13 protein-coding genes and 1 pseudogene are annotated in these 18,734 nt (G+C 62.0%); 7 read left to right on the forward strand and 7 right to left on the reverse strand.

What is annotated here, in order from left to right:
• Positions 1 to 99: 99 nt before the first annotated feature.
• Positions 100 to 1,293, forward strand: a complete 1,194-nt coding sequence (gene dxr / locus EX00_RS29705; RefSeq protein WP_047465958.1) for a 1-deoxy-D-xylulose-5-phosphate reductoisomerase — start codon at positions 100 to 102, stop codon at positions 1,291 to 1,293.
• 35 nt (positions 1,294 to 1,328) lie between these two features.
• Here dxr and hemA read toward each other — a convergent pair whose 3' ends face one another.
• The 4 genes from hemA to EX00_RS29725 form a co-directional block, all read right to left on the reverse strand.
• Complete coding sequence (gene hemA / locus EX00_RS29710) at positions 1,329 to 2,540, reverse strand: 5-aminolevulinate synthase (RefSeq protein ID WP_047466385.1); 1,212 nt, start codon at positions 2,538 to 2,540, stop codon at positions 1,329 to 1,331.
• A 219-nt stretch (positions 2,541 to 2,759) separates the two neighbouring features.
• Positions 2,760 to 3,554: an FAD binding domain-containing protein gene (locus EX00_RS29715; RefSeq protein WP_047465959.1), complete on the reverse strand. Its 795-nt coding sequence runs from the start codon at positions 3,552 to 3,554 to the stop codon at positions 2,760 to 2,762.
• Between the two features lie 18 nt (positions 3,555 to 3,572).
• Positions 3,573 to 5,918 carry a xanthine dehydrogenase family protein molybdopterin-binding subunit gene (locus EX00_RS29720; protein WP_047465961.1) on the reverse strand — a complete coding sequence of 782 codons (2,346 nt, stop codon included), beginning with the start codon at positions 5,916 to 5,918 and terminating at the stop codon, positions 3,573 to 3,575.
• Positions 5,919 to 6,001: 83 nt separating this feature from the next.
• Positions 6,002 to 6,490 (reverse strand): (2Fe-2S)-binding protein, encoded by a 489-nt coding sequence (locus tag EX00_RS29725; protein ID WP_007690047.1) that lies wholly within the window; start codon positions 6,488 to 6,490, stop codon positions 6,002 to 6,004.
• Positions 6,491 to 6,787: 297 nt separating this feature from the next.
• Between EX00_RS29725 and EX00_RS29730 the strand changes: the two are divergent.
• From EX00_RS29730 to EX00_RS29740, 3 genes and pseudogenes are all read left to right on the forward strand, one after another.
• Positions 6,788 to 7,042, forward strand: a pseudogene (locus tag EX00_RS29730) (YMGG-like glycine zipper-containing protein); the annotation flags it as partial.
• 398 nt (positions 7,043 to 7,440) lie between these two features.
• Positions 7,441 to 9,366 carry an autotransporter assembly complex protein TamA gene (locus tag EX00_RS29735; RefSeq protein WP_080761362.1) on the forward strand — a complete coding sequence of 642 codons (1,926 nt, stop codon included), beginning with the start codon at positions 7,441 to 7,443 and terminating at the stop codon, positions 9,364 to 9,366.
• 63 nt (positions 9,367 to 9,429) lie between these two features.
• Positions 9,430 to 13,614, forward strand: a complete 4,185-nt coding sequence (locus EX00_RS29740) for a translocation/assembly module TamB domain-containing protein (RefSeq protein WP_047465970.1) — start codon at positions 9,430 to 9,432, stop codon at positions 13,612 to 13,614.
• A 71-nt stretch (positions 13,615 to 13,685) separates the two neighbouring features.
• Here the strand turns inward: EX00_RS29740 and EX00_RS29745 are convergent, their stop codons facing one another.
• The 3 genes from EX00_RS29745 to EX00_RS29755 form a co-directional block, all read right to left on the reverse strand.
• Positions 13,686 to 14,414 (reverse strand): haloacid dehalogenase type II, encoded by a 729-nt coding sequence (locus EX00_RS29745; RefSeq protein WP_047465971.1) that lies wholly within the window; start codon positions 14,412 to 14,414, stop codon positions 13,686 to 13,688.
• 102 nt (positions 14,415 to 14,516) lie between these two features.
• The gene (locus EX00_RS29750) at positions 14,517 to 15,287 is read right to left on the reverse strand and encodes a helix-turn-helix domain-containing protein (protein ID WP_047465973.1); all 771 of its coding nucleotides are present in this window, start codon (positions 15,285 to 15,287) and stop codon (positions 14,517 to 14,519) included.
• A 107-nt stretch (positions 15,288 to 15,394) separates the two neighbouring features.
• Positions 15,395 to 15,823: an Lrp/AsnC family transcriptional regulator gene (locus tag EX00_RS29755; RefSeq protein WP_047465976.1), complete on the reverse strand. Its 429-nt coding sequence runs from the start codon at positions 15,821 to 15,823 to the stop codon at positions 15,395 to 15,397.
• A 138-nt stretch (positions 15,824 to 15,961) separates the two neighbouring features.
• Here EX00_RS29755 and rocF point away from each other — a divergent pair, with 138 nt between their 5' ends.
• The 3 genes from rocF (at position 15,962) to EX00_RS29770 (ending at position 18,730) form a co-directional block, all read left to right on the forward strand.
• On the forward strand, positions 15,962 to 16,897 hold the full coding sequence (gene rocF / locus EX00_RS29760; RefSeq protein WP_047465979.1) for an arginase: 936 nt from the start codon (positions 15,962 to 15,964) through the stop codon (positions 16,895 to 16,897).
• Between the two features lie 17 nt (positions 16,898 to 16,914).
• Positions 16,915 to 18,117: an ornithine--oxo-acid transaminase gene (gene rocD, locus EX00_RS29765; protein WP_047465982.1), complete on the forward strand. Its 1,203-nt coding sequence runs from the start codon at positions 16,915 to 16,917 to the stop codon at positions 18,115 to 18,117.
• 136 nt (positions 18,118 to 18,253) lie between these two features.
• A complete protein-coding gene (locus EX00_RS29770; protein ID WP_047466387.1) occupies positions 18,254 to 18,730 on the forward strand; it encodes a chemotaxis protein CheW in 477 nt (158 codons plus the stop codon).
• The last annotated feature ends 4 nt before the right edge of the window (positions 18,731 to 18,734 follow it).

Below are 18,734 nucleotides of genomic sequence, written 5' to 3' on the forward strand. Positions count from 1 at the left end.
GACTGGAGCAGACGTTCGCCGCGATGGCTGCGGACTTGCCGCTCTCCGCGATCCCCTGTAGAGCCATGGGCGACGACAGCAAGATGCGGATACTTGGAAATGACAACCGGGAGCAAGGCGCCACACCGCCTGACGATATTGGGTTCGACCGGCTCGATCGGCCAGAACACGCTCGATGTCATTGCCCAATTGGGCGGACGAGACGCCTTCGAGATCACCGCGATCACCGGACACGACAATATCGATCTGCTGGCAAGCCAAGCGAAAGCCTGCGGCGCAGCACTTGCCGTCACCGCCAATGAAGACCACTACCAGGCGCTGAAGCAAGCCCTTGCCGGTACCGGCATCGCAGTCGCCGCCGGCCGGAACGCGTTGATCGAGGCCGCCTCCATTCCCTCGGACTGGGTGATGGCGGCGATCGTCGGCACGGCAGGCCTTGCGCCGACGCTCGAAGCCGCGCGCCGGGGCGCCGATATCGCGCTTGCCAACAAGGAATGCCTGGTCTCCGCCGGCGATCTCTTTGTGCGTGCTGTTTCGGAAGGTGGCGGACGGCTGATCCCGGTCGACAGCGAACACAGCGCGATTTTTCAGACGCTGGAGGACGACCAGCAGCACGCGGTCGAGCGCATCATCCTCACGGCCTCCGGTGGCCCCTTCCGCACATGGTCGCGCGAGCAGATGGCCAATGTCACGGCCGCGACGGCGCGCGCGCATCCGAACTGGTCCATGGGCCTGAAGATCTCCATCGGCAGCGCCTCGATGTTCAACAAGGCGCTTGAGATGATTGAGGCCAAGCACCTCTTCAACGTCCGCCCGGACCAGATCGAGGTCGTGGTCCATCCGCAATCCGTCATCCACTCTATGGTCGGCTATACCGACGGTTCGGTGCTGGCGCAGCTCGGCTGTCCGGACATGCGCACGGCCATCGGCTATGCACTGACCTATCCGACGCGGCCGAAGCTCAATGTCGACCGTCTGGACTTTACCAAGCTGGCGCGGCTGGATTTCGAGGCGCCCGACGAGGTTCGCTTTCCCGCATTGCGGTTGGCGCGCACCGCGCTGGAACGCGGCGGCCTGCAGGGCGCGATCATGAACGCCGCCGAGGAAATCGCTTTCCAGGCCTTCGTGGATGGCCGTATCGGCTTCCTGGAAATGGCCGACATTGCCGAAGCCGTCATGGACCAGATGATGGCCACCGGAGCCGCCGAGACGATGGATGCGGTCTTTGCCGCCGATGAGGAGGCGCGACGGCGCGCAGGCGTCCTTGTGGCGCAAAGGGAAAAGGCTGCGTAGACAGCGGCCGTTTCCCATTAAATGTAAGCGATGGCTTACGCCACAGCCCTTGCCAGCGCGCAGCGTGACCAGAGTGCGTGCAGCGCTCCAACCAGGTGCTCGATATCGGCGTCGGAATGCAGCGGCGTCGGCGTGATGCGCAGGCGCTCGGTCTTCTTCGGCACGGTCGGATAATTGATCGGCTGAACATAGACACCGTTGTCGAGCAAGAGGTCGGAGATCCACTTGCACTTGGCGGCGTCACCGACCAGAACCGGCACGACATGGCTCGGGTTCGGCATATGCGGGATACCGGCGGCGTCGAGCTGGGCGCGCAGCCGGCGGACACGGTCCTGATGACGGGCGCGTTCGAACTGGCTGACCTTCAGATGCTGGATTGAGGCGACGGCGCCAGCGGCAAGCGATGGCGGCAGCGATGTCGTGAAGATGAAGCCGGAGGAGAAGGAGCGGATGTAGTCGCACAATGCCGTCGACGCGGCGATGTAGCCGCCCATGACGCCGAACGCCTTGCCGAGTGTGCCTTCAATGACCGTCAGCCGATCCATCAAGCCTTCGCGCTCGGCAATGCCGCCGCCACGCGGGCCATACATGCCGACGGCATGCACTTCATCGAGATAGGTCATGGCGCCATACTTGTCGGCGAGATCGCAGATTTCCTTGATCGGAGCGATGTCGCCATCCATCGAATAGACGCTCTCGAAAGCGATCAGCTTCGGCGCCTTCGGATCGGCGGCCTTGAGCTTGGCTTCGAGATCATGCAGGTCGTTATGCTTCCAGATGACCTTGTCGCATTTCGCGTGACGGATGCCCTCGATCATCGACGCATGGTTCAGCGCGTCGGAGAAGACGATCAGGCCGGGAATGCGCGCGCCGAGCGTGCCGAGCGTCGCCCAGTTGGAAATATAGCCGGAGGTGAAGATCAGCGCGGCTTCCTTGCCGTGCAGATCGGCGAGCTCCTGCTCGAGCATGACATGGTAGTGGTTGGTGCCAGAAATATTCCGGGTGCCTCCCGCACCCGCGCCACAGTGATCGATCGCCTCTTTCATCGCTTCGATCACTTTCGGATGCTGGCCCATACCGAGATAGTCGTTGGAGCACCAGACGGTCACGTCCTGCGGGCCGTTGGGCGTATGCCGCGTCGCGCGCGGAAAGCTGCCGCGATGACGCTCCAGATCGGCGAACACACGGTAGCGGCCTTCCTTGTGCAGCCCGTCCAGCTCGCCCTTAAAAAATGCTTCGAAATCCATCATCTGCTCCAGAACCATGCAACCGTTTTTCCTGAATGCCGGTCCGCACGTCAACCCCTGCGCACTGCTTTCACGCCCCACTGCGGCAAATCGCCCATAATTTTGAACAATTCTAGACAAGAATAGATAATCACGACGAATTGACAATTAAACTCACGCCGCCAACGGGAATAACCGGAGCGATGACCAAGCCGCCGCTCCGGCATTTTTCACGGCAATTTACGCCGCCGCCACCGCGCGCTTGGCCATGACCTTGACCAGATTGGCACGGTATTCGGCCGTGGCATGCAGGTCGGACATCAGCGCCGACGAATCGACGGTTGCATTGGCGACCGCGTCCGGCGACCAGTTCGCCGCGAGCGCCTGCTCCATGCCGCCATGGCGGAACACGCCGTCCGCACCCGCGCCAGTAACCGCGACCCGAGCACCGCCCGCACCCTTGGCGACGAAGACACCGGTCATGGCGTAGCGCGAGGCCGGATTGGGGAATTTGGCGTAGCCCGCCCTCTCCGGTGCCTCGAAGGTGATGGCGGTGATCAGCTCGCCGTCTTCCAATGCCGTCTCGAACAGGCCGGTGAAGAAATCATCGGCGGTAATCTGCCGCTTGTCGGTGACGATGGTGGCGTTGAGCGCCAGCATGGCCGAGGGATAATCCGCCGCCGGATCGTTGTTGGCGACCGAACCGCCGATCGTCCCCATATGGCGAACATGCGGATCGCCGATCATGCCGGCAAGATCCGGGAGCGCCGGACAGACCGCACGGATCGCCGCCGACGAGGCGACCTCCGCATGCGTGGTCGCCGCTCCGATCGTGACCCTGCGGCCATCGACGCGGATGCCCTTCAGCGATGGAATATGCCGGAGATCGACAAGATCGGTCGGCGAGGCCAGCCGCTGCTTCATGGTGGCGATCAGCGTCATGCCGCCGGAGACGTATTTGCCCTCATCGGCGCCCGACAGAAACTTGACGGCTTCGTCGACCGAGGAGGCGCGGTGATAGTTGGTTGCATACATGGCTTTCTCCTCCTCTTCTCAGGCCACGGCCCGAGCGGCTTCCCAAACCTTCAGCGGCGTGGCCGGCATGGTAAGCGCGTTGTTACCGATCGCATCGGTGATGGCATTGATCACCGCCGGCGGCGAACCGATGGCGCCCGCCTCGCCGCAGCCCTTCAGGCCCAAAGGATTGCTCGGGCTCGGCGTGCATTGATGCGAAATATCGAAGGACGGCAGGTCGTCGGCGCGCGGCATGGTGTAGTCCATGAAGCTCGCCGTCAGCAGCTGGCCGTTCTCGTCATAGTGCACGCCCTCGAGCAAGGCCTGGCCGATCCCCTGCGCAATGCCGCCATGCACCTGGCCCTCGACGATCATCGGATTGATGATATTGCCGAAATCGTCGGCGGCGACGAACTGGATGATCTCGGTCTTGCCGGTTTCCGGATCGACCTCGACTTCGCAGATGTAGCAGCCGGCTGGGAAGGTGAAATTGGCAGGATCGTAGAAGGCGGTTTCCTTCAGGCCCGGCTCCATGCCGGAAGGCAGGTTATGCGCGGTATAGGCGGCCAGAGCCACCTGGAACCAGGGCAGCGATTTGTCCGTGCCGGCAACTTTGACATTGCCGTCCTCGATGACGATATCGCTTTCATCGGCCTCCATCAGATGGGCCGCAATTTTCTTCGCCTTGGCCTCCACCTTGTCGAGCGCCTTGACCACGGCGGACATGCCGACGGCGCCGGAGCGCGAGCCATAGGTGCCCATGCCCATCTGCACCTTGTCGGTGTCGCCGTGAACGATCGAGATACTGTCGATCGGCACGCCGAGCCGGTCGGCGACGAGCTGCGCGAAAGTGGTTTCATGCCCCTGGCCATGGCTGTGCGAGCCGGTGAGCACCTCGATGGTGCCGACCGCGTTGACGCGAACCTCGGCCGATTCCCAGAGGCCGACGCCAGCGCCGAGCGCACCGACCGCTTGCGACGGCGCAAGGCCACAGGCCTCGATATAGCAGCTCATGCCGATGCCGCGCTTCATGCCGCGCGACGCCGCTTCCGCCTTGCGGGCCGGAAAGCCGTTCCAGTCCGCCTGCTGCATGGAGGCATTCAGCGACGCCTCGTAGTCGCCGGCGTCATAATTCATGATCACCTGCGTCTGATAGGGGAAAGAGCGGATGAAATTGGCGCGTCGCAGTTCCGCCGGCGAAATGCCAAGCTCGCGCGCCGCCGTTTCCATGGTGCGCTCGAGAAGATAGGTCGCTTCCGGACGCCCCGCGCCGCGATAGGCGTCGACCGGCACCGTATTGGTATAGACGGTGCGGACATTGGCGTGGATCGCCGGGATCGCATATTGGCCGGACAGCAGCGTCGCGTAGAGATAGGTCGGCACGCAGGATGAAAACAGCGACATATAGGCGCCGAGATTGGCGATGGTGTCGACCTTCAACCCGATGATACGGTTCTCGGCATCAAAGGCCATCTTCACCTTGGAAACATGGTCGCGGCCGTGAGCATCTGTAAGGAAAGCCTCGGTGCGGTCGGACGTCCACTTGACCGGCACGCCGGTTTTCTTCGAGGCCCAGAGACAGACGATCTCCTCCGGATAGATATAGATTTTCGAGCCAAAGCCGCCGCCGACATCAGGCGCGATCACCCGCAGCTTGTTTTCTGGCGCGACATTATAGAAGGCGCTCATCACCAGCCGTGCCACATGCGGGTTCTGGCTGGTGGTGTAGCAGGTATAGTGATCCTCGGCGGCATCGTAGATGCCAAGCGTGGCGCGCGGCTCCATCGCATTCGGCGACAGCCGGTTGTTATGGATCTCGATCTCGGTGACATGCGCCGCCGCGGCGATCGCACTGTCGGTCGCGGCGCCATCGCCGATCTCCCAATCGAAGATCAGGTTGCCTGCCGCCTCTGGATGAATCTGCGGCGCATCGGGCTTCAGCGCCTCGATCGCCTCAACGACGGCGGGAAGCTCATCGTAATCCACCACCACGGCCTCGGCCGCGTCGCGGGCCTCGCCCAGACTGTCGGCAACCACGATGGCGACGGCATCGCCGACATAGCGTACGGTATCGACCGCCAGGGGCCGCCATGCACCCATCTTCATCGGCGAGCCATCCTTGGAATGGATCATCCAACCGCAGATCAGGTTGCCGATTCCGTCGGCAAGCAATTGCTTACCGTCCAGCACACCGATCACCCCTGGCATGGCCAGTGCAGCCGCAGTGTCGAGGCCGGCAATCTTCGCATGCGCATGCGGGCTGCGGACGAAATAGGCGTACTTCATACCCGGCGTCACCATGTCGTCGGTATAGCGCCCCTTGCCCGTCAGAAATCGTTTGTCTTCCTTGCGCGTAACGCGCGCACCAATGCCTTCAACGCCCATGATATCCTCCCATTGGGGTTCCGGGCCTAGCAATCCGCCAAGATAACAGCCGTTGGCGTTCGCCAGACAGTCTCGGTGAAATCTTACTCGGCCGCCTGCTTGGCGGCGTGCATTTCGGCATTGGCGGCAAGGACCGCCTGGACGATATTGTGATAGCCGGTGCAACGACAAATATTGCCTTCCAGCTCGGCCCGCACGGTCTTTTCATCGAGCGAACCGCCGTGACGATTGATCATGTCGACCGCCGTCATCACCATGCCCGGCGTACAGAAGCCGCATTGCAGGCCGTGATGTTCCTTGAAGGCGGCCTGAACGGGATGCAACTCGCCATTGGCGGCCAGACCCTCGATGGTGGTGATCGCCGAGCCGGACGCCTGCACGGCGAGGATCGAACAGCTCTTGACCGATTTTCCGTCCATATGAACCACACAGGCGCCGCACTGGCTGGTGTCGCAGCCGACATGGGTTCCCGTCAGGCCAAGCTTTTCCCGGATGAAATGGACAAGCAGCGTGCGCTCCTCGCACTCGCCGCCGACCGTTCGGCCGTTCACCGTCAAAGTCACCTTTGCCATATTTTCCTCCACGCCTCTCCTCCAGAGGCAATTGCCATCATTTGACTTTTTTGAAGTACGATCAACCTCTACTTTAGAAAGATCGTGGATTTTCTCTTCACGTAATTTATTTCACTTACCTATTGTAGATTTATATATTTTAGCATTAAAGAAAATAAAGATAGCCAATGGACAATCATATTTTACGCGATATTTCTTCGTAGCTGCAGGACTGTAAGGACAGCCCATCGTGGTGGAGCTGAAGAATGGGACGGCGTTGGCCGGGGGTACCGGCTTAACTAACGTTGGAGAGAGTGAATGAAGAAAGTTCTTATGCTCGCATTGATCGGCTTGTCGATCGCAAGCTGCACCCCGACTGAACAGGGCGCCGGCATCGGCGCGGCATCCGGCGCCATTATCGGCGGTGCAGTCACCGGCAACGTCCGCGGCGCAGCCGTCGGCGCCGCGATCGGCGGCGTTTCCGGCGCTGTCATCGGCAGCGTTTCCGAACAGCCGGGCCAGTGCTACTACCGCGACCGCTATGGCCGTCGTTACATCGATAATTGCCCACGCGGCGGTTATCGCGATGGTGGCGGCTATCGGGATGGTGGTGGTTACCGTGGCGGTTACAACAGCGACTACTGATCAATTACAGATCGAGATAGCGAAGCCCCGGATCTTGCGTCCGGGGCTTTTTCTTGTCGATCGCCGGCAAAATTCGATCTCGATTTCCATGTCGGGCCGAAAGCGCGGAGTGCGAAATAACGGCCATCCCCCACTCCGTGGAAACAATCGCAACTGCCCTAAGTCCCGGACGAAAATCCGGGATTCTTCATTTTCCCATCCGCCTTTTACAGGTTTTCGAGTCTAAAAAAGGTACACCTGACGAAGTTTTGTCTCTATGGTGCCCCCGCGTTAACCCCGGGGAAACACCAAACTGAGTAAGTTCTCATATAACCGTAAAGCGGCGTATGCGTAGAAGAACTGACCCGAGAAAGAGTATTGCGTATCGGCGAGCAGGCACCGTAATGGCGGTTGCGGCGACGCTTGCGCTCGCCCCGCTCGGCATCAAAAATGCCTTTGCTTTCAAATTGTTCGGCATGACCCTCTGGGGCGAGGACGAGACAAAGGATCAGGTTTCCGATCCCGTCCGTTACACGGTCGATCTGAAGACCGACAATATCGACAAGGACCTCAAGGAATCCCTGACCGACAGCTCGATGCTGGTCGCCGACAAGAAGAAGCCGGTTTCCGGCGACCTCGGCGTCGTCATCAAGGCACGCGACGATCGCGACCGGCTGATCGCCACCCTTTACGAAAAAGCCCGTTACGGCGCGGTGGTCACCGTCACCGTCGACGGCACCAATCTGGACGCGCTGCCGCCGAACCCGACCTTCAGCCGCTCGAAGCCCGTAGCCATCACCGTCAGCATCGATCCCGGCCCGCTCTTCAAACTCGGCAAGGTCAACCTGCTCGGCGACGCAGCCAGCCGCAACGCTGTGCAATACGGGCTTGTGCCCGGCGATGGCGCGGGATCGCTGACCATCATCAAGGCCGGCGACAAGATCGTCGCCGATTTCAAGAACGAGGGCCATCCGCTCGCCAGGCTGACCAGACGCGATGTCGTCGCAGATCACGCGAGCCGCACCGTCGAGGTGACACTGAGGGTCGACAGTGGCCCCATCGCACCCGTCGGTAATGTCGGCGTCACCGGCCAGAAGTCAGTCGATCCGGATTTCATCAAGCGCTATGCCCGCATCAATGAGGGCAGGCCCTATTCCCCGGAAGAGCTGAAGAAGGCCTCCGACCGCCTGCGCAAGCTTGGCGTCTTTTCCAGCATCACCATCCGCGAGGCCGACAGACTGGCGCCGGACGGCAGCATTCCCATGACCATCGAAGTGTCGGAAGGCAAGCAACGCTATTTTGGCGTCGGCGCGCAATATTCCACCATCGACGGCTTCGGCCTGCAGGGCTATTGGGGTCACCGCAACCTGACCGGCCGGGCGGACTCGCTACGCATCGAGGGATCGGTCTCCCGGCTCGGCGAAACCACCGATGTCGGCCAGCTCGACTATAGCGCCGGCATTACCTACGTCCGGCCCGCGACCCTCTATCCCTCGGCAACCTTCACCGCTGGCCTGAAGATGCAGAGCCTACATCCGGACGCCTACGATGCCGATACCGCCACCGCGAGCGCCGGCCTTGCCTACGAGCTGTCCGATCAGGACACCGTCTCCGCCGGTGGTGAAGTGTCCTATGAACAAGACAGCACGGACGCCTATGGCGATCAAAACTATCTGACGGTGGCGATCCCGCTCGAATATATCAGGGACACCCGCGACAACAAGCTGGACCCGACCGAGGGCTACCGCGCCTCGATTAGCGCCAAGCCGAGCTATGAAGCCATGGGCGGCACGGTGTTCAGTTCCTTCGAGGGTTCGATTTCCGGTTATCAGGGCGTCGGCGCCAACAACAATGTCGTCTTCGCCGGCAAGCTTTCCCTTGGCTCGCTCCTCGGCGCCAACAGCATCGAGGACATTCCGGCGACCCGGCGATTCTATGCCGGCGGCGGCGGCTCAGTGCGCGGCTACGCCTACCAGGAAATCTCGCCCTATAACTCCAATGGCGATGCGCTCGGCGGCCGCTCCTATGGCACGGCCTCCTTCGAAGCCCGCATCAAGATTACCGACACGATCGGCATCGTGCCCTTCGTCGACATGGGTAGCGTCACCGACAGCAGTTTTCCCGACTTTTCCGATCTTCGCATTGGCGCGGGCGTCGGTGTGCGCTACGCTACGCCCTTCGGCCCAATCAGGCTCGATGTCGCCGTTCCCCTGAAGAAATATCCCGACGGCACGGCATACGGCATCTATGCCGGCATCGGCCAATCCTTCTGACCAGCCGTATGATCGGAGATCAGTTCAGCACGCGGTTACAAAAGTGAGGTTACTGTCGCTCTCATGAGCATGTTGATTCGAATTCTCGGGAGATTGTTGCGCTTCGTCGGCTATGCGGTCGTGGCAGTTCTCGTGCTGGCCATTGCCGCCGTGCTCGTCGTCGGCTTTGTGCCCGGCGCAACCGGCTATGCCGTGAACCGGGTGGCAGAACTCGTCTCTACACCGGACCGCACCATCACGATTGCCCAGCCCTCGGGACTTCTGACCGGCAGCCTCAGGGTCGGCGCAATCACCGTTGCCGATACCAAGGGCACCGTCGCCAAGGTGCAGAACCTCGCCATCGACTGGTCGCCGCTCTCGCTGCTGACGGGCACCTTCCATGCCGACCGCGTTGCCGCAGATGTCGTGGACGTCCAGCGCCTGCCGGTATCGACGGTGAAAGCCGAACCCCAGGCTGCGACCAGCGAAAGCAGCGGTTTCTCGCTGCCCATCGCTGTCGATATCGGCGCCATCGCCCTGCCGGACCTGCGCATCGGCCAAGCCATTGCCGGCCAGGATTTCGCCCTTGCGGCCAATGGCAGCGTCAAGGCGAACAACAGCAGCGTCGATCTCATCCTCGATGCCAATCGCCAGGACGTTCCCGATGCCAAGCTCTCGACCAATATCTCCTTCGCGCCGGCCGAAAACCGGCTGAACCTGAAGGCCGAAATCGCAGAGCCTCGGGATGGCCTGCTCGCTGGACTGTTGCATCTGCCGGGCGGCCCCGCGATCAATATCAAACTCTCCGGCGAGGGTCCGCTATCGAACTGGGCCGGCAAGCTTCAGGCGGCGCTGGACGGCAAGCCGACAGTATCGATCGACGGCCATCACGCCATGTCTGCCGATGGGCTGCACCATATCGACGTCAAGGGCGGCGGCGACGTCGATTCTCTGCTGCCACCGACCTTGCGCCCGCTATTTGCCGGCCAGACGACGATCGACCTTTCCGCAACCTTCGACGGCAAGGGCAAGATCGACATCCAGACCGGCAATCTCGCTACCGGCAGCGTCGTCATTGCCGCCTCCGGCACGCTCGATCCCTCGGGAAACAACAGTCTCAACGCCAACCTGCTCGGCACCTCCGGACCAGTCGATTTCCGCTGGCCGATGGAAAACGGCGAGTTGCGGGCGATGATCTCGCGCGTCGATGTCGCGCTGACAGGCGCCTCGCAAGCGGTAAAGATCGATGCCAAGGCCACGCTCGACAGCGCCAGCGCGCCGCAAGGCCAGATCGGCCAGATAAACCTCAGCGCCACAAGCGACGCTTTCAATCTGACCAGCGGCTCCGGTCCGCTGCAGCTTCGCCTCGTTGTCGGCCAAACGGCATTCGTCAGTCCGGATCTCAACCGCCTGATCCGCGCGCCGATTTCGCTGACCGCGCCGTTGCAGATCTCGCCCGACACGATCGGCTTCAACAACACGACATTGGAAAGCGCCAGCATCGGCGGCACCGTCAACGGCAAATATACGCTGTCGTCGAAGGCGCTGACCGGCAACTTCAAGCTCTTCGCCCTGCCCGCCGTGCTGCCGGACGGTGTGTCGAACAAGTTCGAGGGAACGATCTCGCTGGAGGGCCAGGTCGCCGGCACCGTGCCGACGAAGATCAACCTCTCCAATCTGGCGCTGAAATCGAATGTCGGCGAAATCAACGGCAATGCCACGCTCGACGGCCAGACTCTGGCCTCGAACCTGACGGGCAAGCTGCTCGACCTTTCCAAGCTGATCCCGAATGCCGAGGGCCAGGCGGACATCGGGCTGAAGACCAAGGGACCGCTGACAGCACTCGGCGTCGACGCGACGGTGAAGGCCGTCAACGTCAAGCTCGCTGGGCGATTGCTGGATACGCTCGATGTCGCTTTGACCGGCACCGCCGATCCGAATGCCCCGCAGGCGAACGTAGAGGCGAACGGCGCCATCGACGGCAAACCGATCAGCATCACCGCTAACGCTACCTCGCAAGATGGCCGCACCAGTATCCCGGCGCTTGCCGTCGAGATCGGCCCCAACAGACTGCAGGGCAAGCTGGATTTCTCTTCGAGTTTCGAACCATCGGGCGCGCTGACTTTCGATCTTCCCGATCTCAGCCTCATCGCCGCCCTCGCCGGGCAAAAGGCCGCCGGCGACCTGAAGGGTACGCTCGATCTCTCCAATGCCAATGGCAAGATCGGCCTGAAGGTCAATGCCACCGGCGGCGGCATTCGCCGCGACGATCTCGTCATCGACAAACCGGCCATCGCCCTCACTGTCGATGACCTGAAAGCCTTTTCCGCCAATGGCAGCATCCGCGCCGGCGCCATCGCCTCCGGCGCCAATCGCATCGCCGATCTCGGGCTGACCTTCACGCAACAGGGCAGCCGCACCGTCTTCGATCTCAAGTCGACCTATGACAACGCGCCGCTCACCACCGGCGGCAATGTCGAGACCGGCGGCGGCCAGACGGTCGTCAGCCTCGACAACTTCGCCGGTGCGCCACGCACCATTCCGGTGAAGCTGGCCTCGCCCACCAAGATCACCATCAAGGACGGCACGGTCACGCTGAATGGGCTTACCATCCAGACCGGTGGTGGCTCCGTCGTCGTCGATGGCACTGCGGGCCAGGCGCTCAACATCAATGCCAAGATCGCCAGCCTGCCCGCCAGCCTCGCCAATGTCTTCGCCCCGATGCTTGCCGCCGAGGGCACGATCTCCGGCACGGTAACCGCCACCGGCAAGCCGGCGGCACCCGTCGTCCGGTTTCAGACCGATTGGTCGGGGGCTGCGACCAGCCAGACGAAATCGGCCGGGCTAGGCCCACTCGGCATCAAGGCAAACGGCCAGTTCGCCGACAACGTCGTCACCATCGACACCAATCTCACCGGCCAGAGCGGTCTCGCGCTCAACGGCGGCGGCACGGTCGCTGTCGCCGGCAGCAAGGCGCTGGCGATAAAAGTCACAGGAAACCTGCCTTTCGACGCGCTGGCCGGCCAGCTCGCGGCACAGGGCCTGGTCATGACCGGCACGGCCAGGATCGACCTGCAGATCGGCGGCACGACAGCCGCACCCGCCGTTACCGGCACGATCATCACCGACGGCAGTAAGCTCGTCGATGTCCGCCGCAATCTCACCCTTAACGGCCTTGCCGTCACCGTCACCCTCGACGGCAGGCAGGCCACGATCTCGCGCCTCAACGGCAATCTCGCCAGCGGCGGCAGCGTCTCGGCGAGCGGCACGGTCGGCATCGTCCAGGACGGCGGCTTTCCCGCCGATATCCAGTTGAAATTCAACAACGCCACCTATGTTGACGGCACATTGGTGACAGCGACCGTCAACGGCGCGCTCGGTATCAAGGGGCCGCTGATGACCGCACCGGTGCTGACCGGCAATCTGAAGCTCAGCAAGGCATCGATCACCGTGCCGGAAAAGCTGCCGGCCTCGCTTTCAGAAATCAACATCAAGCACAAGAACGCACCGGCCGCGGTCACCGCCCAGTTCAAGGGTCAGAAACCGCAGGCTCCGAGCAGCAAATCCACCAGCCTGGGCATCGAACTGCAACTCGATGCGCCGTCGCAGATTTTCGTGCGCGGCCGTGGCATCGACGCGGAACTAGGCGGCAGTATTACCGTTCGCGGCACGGCGGCAAATCCCGTCGTCTCCGGCGGCTTCACCATGCGGCGCGGCCGCCTGACCATCCTCAGCCGCCGTCTGGATTTCACCGACACCAGCAAGATCACCTTCGGCGGCGACCTGACGCCCGCACTCAACATGGAAGCGACCTCGTCGGTAAACTCCACCACCATCACCGTGGATGTCACGGGTCTGGCCACCGACCCGCAGATCGCCTTCTCCTCCTCGCCTGCCCTGCCGCAGGACGAGGTGATGGCGCAGCTGATTTTCGGCCAATCCATGTCGAAGCTCTCGGCGATGCAGATCGCCCAGCTCGCCGATGCCGCCAGCCAGCTTGCCGGCGGCCGCTCTACCTCGCTGTTCGACGGCCTGCGCAGCCATCTCGGCGTCGATGATCTCGACATCTCGACCGATGCGAACGGCCAGGCGCAGGTCGGCGCCGGCAAGTACCTGAACAAGCGCACCTATATCGAACTACAGCAAGGTGCCGCCAACAACACCAAGGCGATCATCAATCTCGATGTCGGGCGCGGGGTGAAGCTGCGGGGTGCCGCCGGCTCGAATGGCGCGGGCGAAGCCGGTATCGTCTACGAGCACGAATATTAAGGCGACATGGCCGGGACGCCTCTTAGCACCCCGGCCGTCGATTATAGCTTCCCGAAATCTTGCTCGAGATATCAGCCGCCAATGGCGGCGCGATGCGCGTCGGCGAATTCGGCAAGGCTCGTAAACACAAAATCGACCGTCGGAATATTGGGCGGAATCGGCGTCGCTCCGCCGCCAGGCTGTCCGGAACGCCGGTCGATCCAGGCGCGGGCGAGGCCCGCCTTCGCCGCCGGCACATGGTCGTGATGGAGGCTCTGTGCGACGTGAAGCACCTCTGAAGGCGCGATGCCGAGATCACCCTGCAGATGGTCGAGCAGATAAGTGAAATTGCGCGGATCGGGCTTATAGGACCCGACATCCTCTGCGGTATAGACGGCGTCGAAATTCACGCCCAGTTTCCGGTTGCTGGCAGCAAAACTGGTGCGATCGACATTCGACAGGATGATGAGCTTGTAGTGTTTCTTGAGATAGCCAAGCGCCTTAGCTGAATCAGGAAAGGGCGGCCAATCGGAGACGGAGCCGCCGAAGCGCTCATGCAGATCCGGAGAGACATGCGCACCCAGCACCTTTGCGATGCGCGCATGCATCGCCGCGAGCAGGGTCGAATAACGCAGGGACGGCGTTTGCAGCTCCTGCTCCGTTTCCAGCCGGCCGAACAGTTCGAGTGTCTCATTGCGGCTTATGGTTAGCCGGCCTTCGCTCAAGAGCGGCTGAAGTGCGTTCCAGATGCCGGTTTCCCAATCGATGAGCGTGCCGTAGCAATCGAAAGTGAGAGCCTTGAAATCAGTCAGTTTGGTCAAGCGGGCCTCCTGAAGCCAGATGTTTGTCTGGCGGAATTTCGCAGAAATCGGAGCCCTTGTGATGCGGCGAAGCTCCGAATGACTTGACCGAACCTCCGATCCTTAGTCCGGAACGGACCTGCTATCCGCATCGGCATTGCGGAAGGCCGATGGGGTCAGGCCGAATCTCTGCTTGAACTGCCGGTTAAAGGACGAGGCGTTTCGATAGCCGAGATCATAGGCGATTTCCGAAATCGGCAGCGATGTGTTGACGAGCAGATCGACGGCGCGATCGAAGAGCTTCCGCAACTGGTATTGCCTCGGCGATTGACCGACCGTTTCCCGAAAAAGCGCATGGAACTGGCTTTGCCCAAGGCCGACCTTGCGCGCCATGTTTGTCACGCTGGTTTGCCCAAGGAGATCTCCAAACGCACCGGCTGCGTCAAGAACACGCTGCTCGGCCAGACTCCGGGGTGGAGCTACCGTCACCTGCTCCTGCCGGACAAGCTGCAACCCGCTCAACGCCAGATGGGCGACATCCCGGGCGCGACGCCCATCCGCCTCGACCTCGCGGCCAAGCTGGTTGAAGACCCGCCAGAGCCACGGCTCGATCCTGACCGTCAAAGCCGACGGGCCGCATAAGACGGACGGAACAAGCGCATCGGGAAGAGACCCGAGCTCCACATCCATGACCATGAGGCTGCAATCCGCGCTCGGCGTGAAATTGTGCATGCGGTCCTGCGGGATGATCGCCAGACTATGGCTTGAGACGACATCGGCCCGCCCTTCGATATCGACCAGCATGGAACCACGCATGGGAAACAGAATCTGGCTATAGTCGTGACGATGACGATCCGGGCCGGCATATTGCCGAATCTCAAGATTGATTGACATGTTGACCTCGGGGCAAGCCGCTCCATCTGACCCATTGTGCGCGCGGGCATCGTTCTCGGTAACTATGCCCCAGAACAGACTACCAGACCACCGCTGTGGCCTCGTATTCAAAATCCCATCTTGCTCGTTTTCAGCAAGATATTAGACTCCGTCGTGTTGATACCATTGATGAGCCGGATGCGGCGCAGCGTTTCGTCGAAGGAGGCAAGGTCGCGGTCTTCGAGTTCCGCGATGAAATCCCACTTGCCGTTGGTGCTGTGCAGCGCTCTCACCTGCGGCAGGCCGCGAAGCTGATCGGCAACCTTGTCCGCCAGCTTGCCGAGCACTTCGATCAGCACGATGGCGCGGACGCCGGCAGCCCGGGTTTCGTGGCCGGTTCGGATGGTGAAGGCGGTGATGGTACCGTTGTCGACCAGCCGTTCGATGCGGGCGGCCACCGTCGCGCGTGAAGCACCGGTCTCTGCCGCAAGTGAGGAGACGGAAGTACGGGCATTGTGACGCAATGCACTCAGGAGGTCGCGGTCGAGATCATCCATGGACTTATCATTCTGCTAAGTTGAACTGTTCAATCTGTCGAGATCTACTCACTTTTCGACAATTTTCCATCTTTTTGCTGTCGCCTCCCTGGCGAATAATGCGAATCAACAGCCCCTAACCCTTTGGAGCGCCGCCCAATGAGCGTAGAATCCACATCCGTCACCCTGATCGGCGTTCCGCTTGAGGAAGGCTCAGGTCGCCGCGGCGCCAGCATGGGCCCGACAGCCCTGCGTATCGCCGGCATCGAGACGATGCTGACCGAGCTCGGCCATCGCGTCACCGACAGCGGCGATCTGCATCCCGCCCCCGCCGCCGACCTGCCGGACGATCCGAAGGCGCATCATCTGAAGATCGTCGGCGCCTTCACCCGCGCGCTCGAAGCCAAGGTCTATGACGTCGCCTCGTCCGGCGGATTCCCGCTGATCCTCGGCGGCGACCACAGCCTCTCCATGGGTAGCGTCTCCGGCATGGCGCGCCATGCGGCAGAGGTCGGCCGGCCGCTGTTCGTGCTCTGGCTGGACGCGCATTCGGACTTCAATTCGCCGGCGACATCGCCGTCAGGCAATATTCACGGCATGCCTGTCGCCTACTTCTGCGGCCAGGCGGAGATCGCCAATGTGCTGCCGGCCGGGCGGCCGCTGGTCGATCCGAAGAAGGTCTTCCAGGTCGGCATCCGCTCCGTCGATCCGCACGAGCGTGAGCAGATCCGCGAGCACGGCGTCAACGTCTTCGACATGCGCTCGCTCGACGAACAGGGCGTGGCCGCGATCATGCGCCGGGTGCTCGACACCGTCAGCGCCGCCAACGGTCTGCTGCATGTTAGCTTCGACGTCGATTTTATCGACCCGGACATCGCGCCGGGCGTCGGAACGACGGTGCCGGGCGGCGCGACCTATCGCGAAGCCCATCTGATCATGGAAATGCTGTCCGACAGCGGCCTCGTCTCGGCGCTCGATCTGGTCGAGCTCAATCCCTTCCTCGACGATCGCGGCAAGAGCGCCCGCGTCCTGGTGGAGATGGCGGCAAGCCTGTTCGGCCGGCGCATCTTCGACCGCCCGACAAGGGCCGCATAGTTCTGGGGGAAGTTACCATGAGCGCACCAGCCGATCTGATTGCCACCGAGCAGCGTCTCGGCGCCCATAACTACAAGCCGCTCGACGTCGTGCTCACCCGCGGCGAAGGCGTCTATGTCTGGGATACCGACGGCAAGCGCTATCTCGATTGCCTCTCAGCCTATTCGGCGGTCAACCAGGGTCATTGCCACCCGAAGATCCGCGAGGCGATGATCGAGCAGGCCGGCAAATTGACGCTCACCTCCCGCGCCTTCCGCAACGATCAGCTCGCCTATCTCTATGAGGAGCTGGCGGCACTCACCGGCTCCCACAAGATCCTGCCGATGAACTCCGGCGCCGAGGCCGTCGAGACCGCGATCAAGGCGGTGCGCAAATGGGGCTATGAGGTCAAGGGCGTGCCGGAAAACCAGGCGGAGATCATCGTCTTCGCCGACAATTTCCACGGCCGGACGCTGAGCATCATCAGCTTCTCGACCGATCCGGATGCCCGCGCTGGCTTCGGCCCCTATACGCCGGGTTTCCGCGTCGTGCCCTTCGGCGACGCCGATGCCTTCTCCGCCGCGATCAACAGCAACACCGTTGCGGCGCTGATCGAGCCGATCCAGGGCGAAGCCGGCGTCATCATACCGCCTGCCGGTTATTTCACCCGTTTGCGCGAACTTTGCACTGCCAACAACATCACGCTCATCCTGGACGAGATCCAGACCGGCCTCGGCCGCACCGGCAAACTGCTGGCCGAGGAGCATGAAGGCATCGAGGCCGACGTGACGCTGATCGGCAAGGCTTTGTCGGGCGGCTACTATCCGGTTTCGGCGGTCCTCTCCAACTCCGAGGTGCTCGGCGTGCTGAAACCCGGACAGCATGGCTCCACCTTTGGCGGCAATCCGCTCGCCTGCGCCATTGCCCGCGCGGCTCTGCGTGTCCTGACCGAAGAGGGTATGATCGAGAACGCCGCCGTCATGGGGGATTATTTCCTCGAGGGCCTGCGCTCGATCCGCTCCAACATCGTCAAGAACGTGCGCGGACGCGGCCTGATGCTGGCGGTGGAACTGGTACCGGAAGCCGGCGGCGCGCGGCAATATTGCTATCAGCTCAAGGATCTCGGCCTGCTCGCCAAGGACACCCACGACCACACGATCCGCCTCGCCCCGCCGCTGGTCATCACCCGAGGCCAAGTCGACTGGGCGCTGGAGCAGATCGAAAAGGTCCTGGCACGCTGAGCTCAACCTTTAGAAGAAACTAAACTACGCCAGAGCTGAAATCTCTTCCATAGGTTTAGGTTTGAGCAACATTCTTGCGCTATCGTCTCGAATAGAGCGCCGGATTTGGCGCCATGCGTCAACGGGAAGAATGTTCATGGCCACGATCAATTCCACCAGCTTCAGCGGCGATACGCTGGAGATCATTGCCTTCCGGCTTCACGATCAGGAATTCTGCGTCAAGACCACCACGATCCGCGAGATCCGCGGCTGGGCGCCGTCGACGCCGATCCCGCATGCACCGGCAGATGTGATCGGCGTCATGAACCTGCGCGGCTCAGTCATCCCAATTATCGATCTCGCCTACAAGCTGGGCATGGAGAGCACGGTCGCCAATGAACGCAGCGCCATCGTCGTGGCGGAAGTCCATAACATGGTCATCGGCATGCTGGTCGATCGCGTCTCCGACATTCTGACGATTGCCGCCGATCAGGTCCAGCCCGTCCCCGAAGTCACCGCTTCCTTCGACCGCGCCTATTGCGAAGGCATCATCGCCACTGAAAACGGCATGATCTGCTTCCTGAACCTTGCCAAGATGTTCAAGGAAAGCGAAGCCGAAGAACTCGCCGCCTGAGCGC

It is taken from the genome of Martinezella rhizogenes (assembly GCF_000799715.1).
Classification (GTDB): domain Bacteria; phylum Pseudomonadota; class Alphaproteobacteria; order Rhizobiales; family Rhizobiaceae; genus Rhizobium; species Rhizobium rhizogenes_C.

Bases quoted from the DNA above. Each gene is read 5' to 3' on its own strand.
- dxr (WP_047465958.1), top strand. From the start codon at position 100: ATGACAACCGGGAGCAAGGCGCCACACCGCCTGACGATATTGGGTTCG.
- hemA (WP_047466385.1), bottom strand. From the start codon at position 2,540: ATGGATTTCGAAGCATTTTTTAAGGGCGAGCTGGACGGGCTGCACAAG.
- EX00_RS29715 (WP_047465959.1), bottom strand. From the start codon at position 3,554: ATGTATGCAACCAACTATCACCGCGCCTCCTCGGTCGACGAAGCCGTC.
- EX00_RS29720 (WP_047465961.1), bottom strand. From the start codon at position 5,918: ATGGGCGTTGAAGGCATTGGTGCGCGCGTTACGCGCAAGGAAGACAAA.
- EX00_RS29725 (WP_007690047.1), bottom strand. From the start codon at position 6,490: ATGGCAAAGGTGACTTTGACGGTGAACGGCCGAACGGTCGGCGGCGAG.
- EX00_RS29735 (WP_080761362.1), top strand. From the start codon at position 7,441: ATGCGTAGAAGAACTGACCCGAGAAAGAGTATTGCGTATCGGCGAGCA.
- EX00_RS29740 (WP_047465970.1), top strand. From the start codon at position 9,430: ATGAGCATGTTGATTCGAATTCTCGGGAGATTGTTGCGCTTCGTCGGC.
- EX00_RS29750 (WP_047465973.1), bottom strand. From the start codon at position 15,287: ATGTCAATCAATCTTGAGATTCGGCAATATGCCGGCCCGGATCGTCAT.
- EX00_RS29755 (WP_047465976.1), bottom strand. From the start codon at position 15,823: ATGGATGATCTCGACCGCGACCTCCTGAGTGCATTGCGTCACAATGCC.
- rocF (WP_047465979.1), top strand. From the start codon at position 15,962: ATGAGCGTAGAATCCACATCCGTCACCCTGATCGGCGTTCCGCTTGAG.
- rocD (WP_047465982.1), top strand. From the start codon at position 16,915: ATGAGCGCACCAGCCGATCTGATTGCCACCGAGCAGCGTCTCGGCGCC.
- EX00_RS29770 (WP_047466387.1), top strand. From the start codon at position 18,254: ATGGCCACGATCAATTCCACCAGCTTCAGCGGCGATACGCTGGAGATC.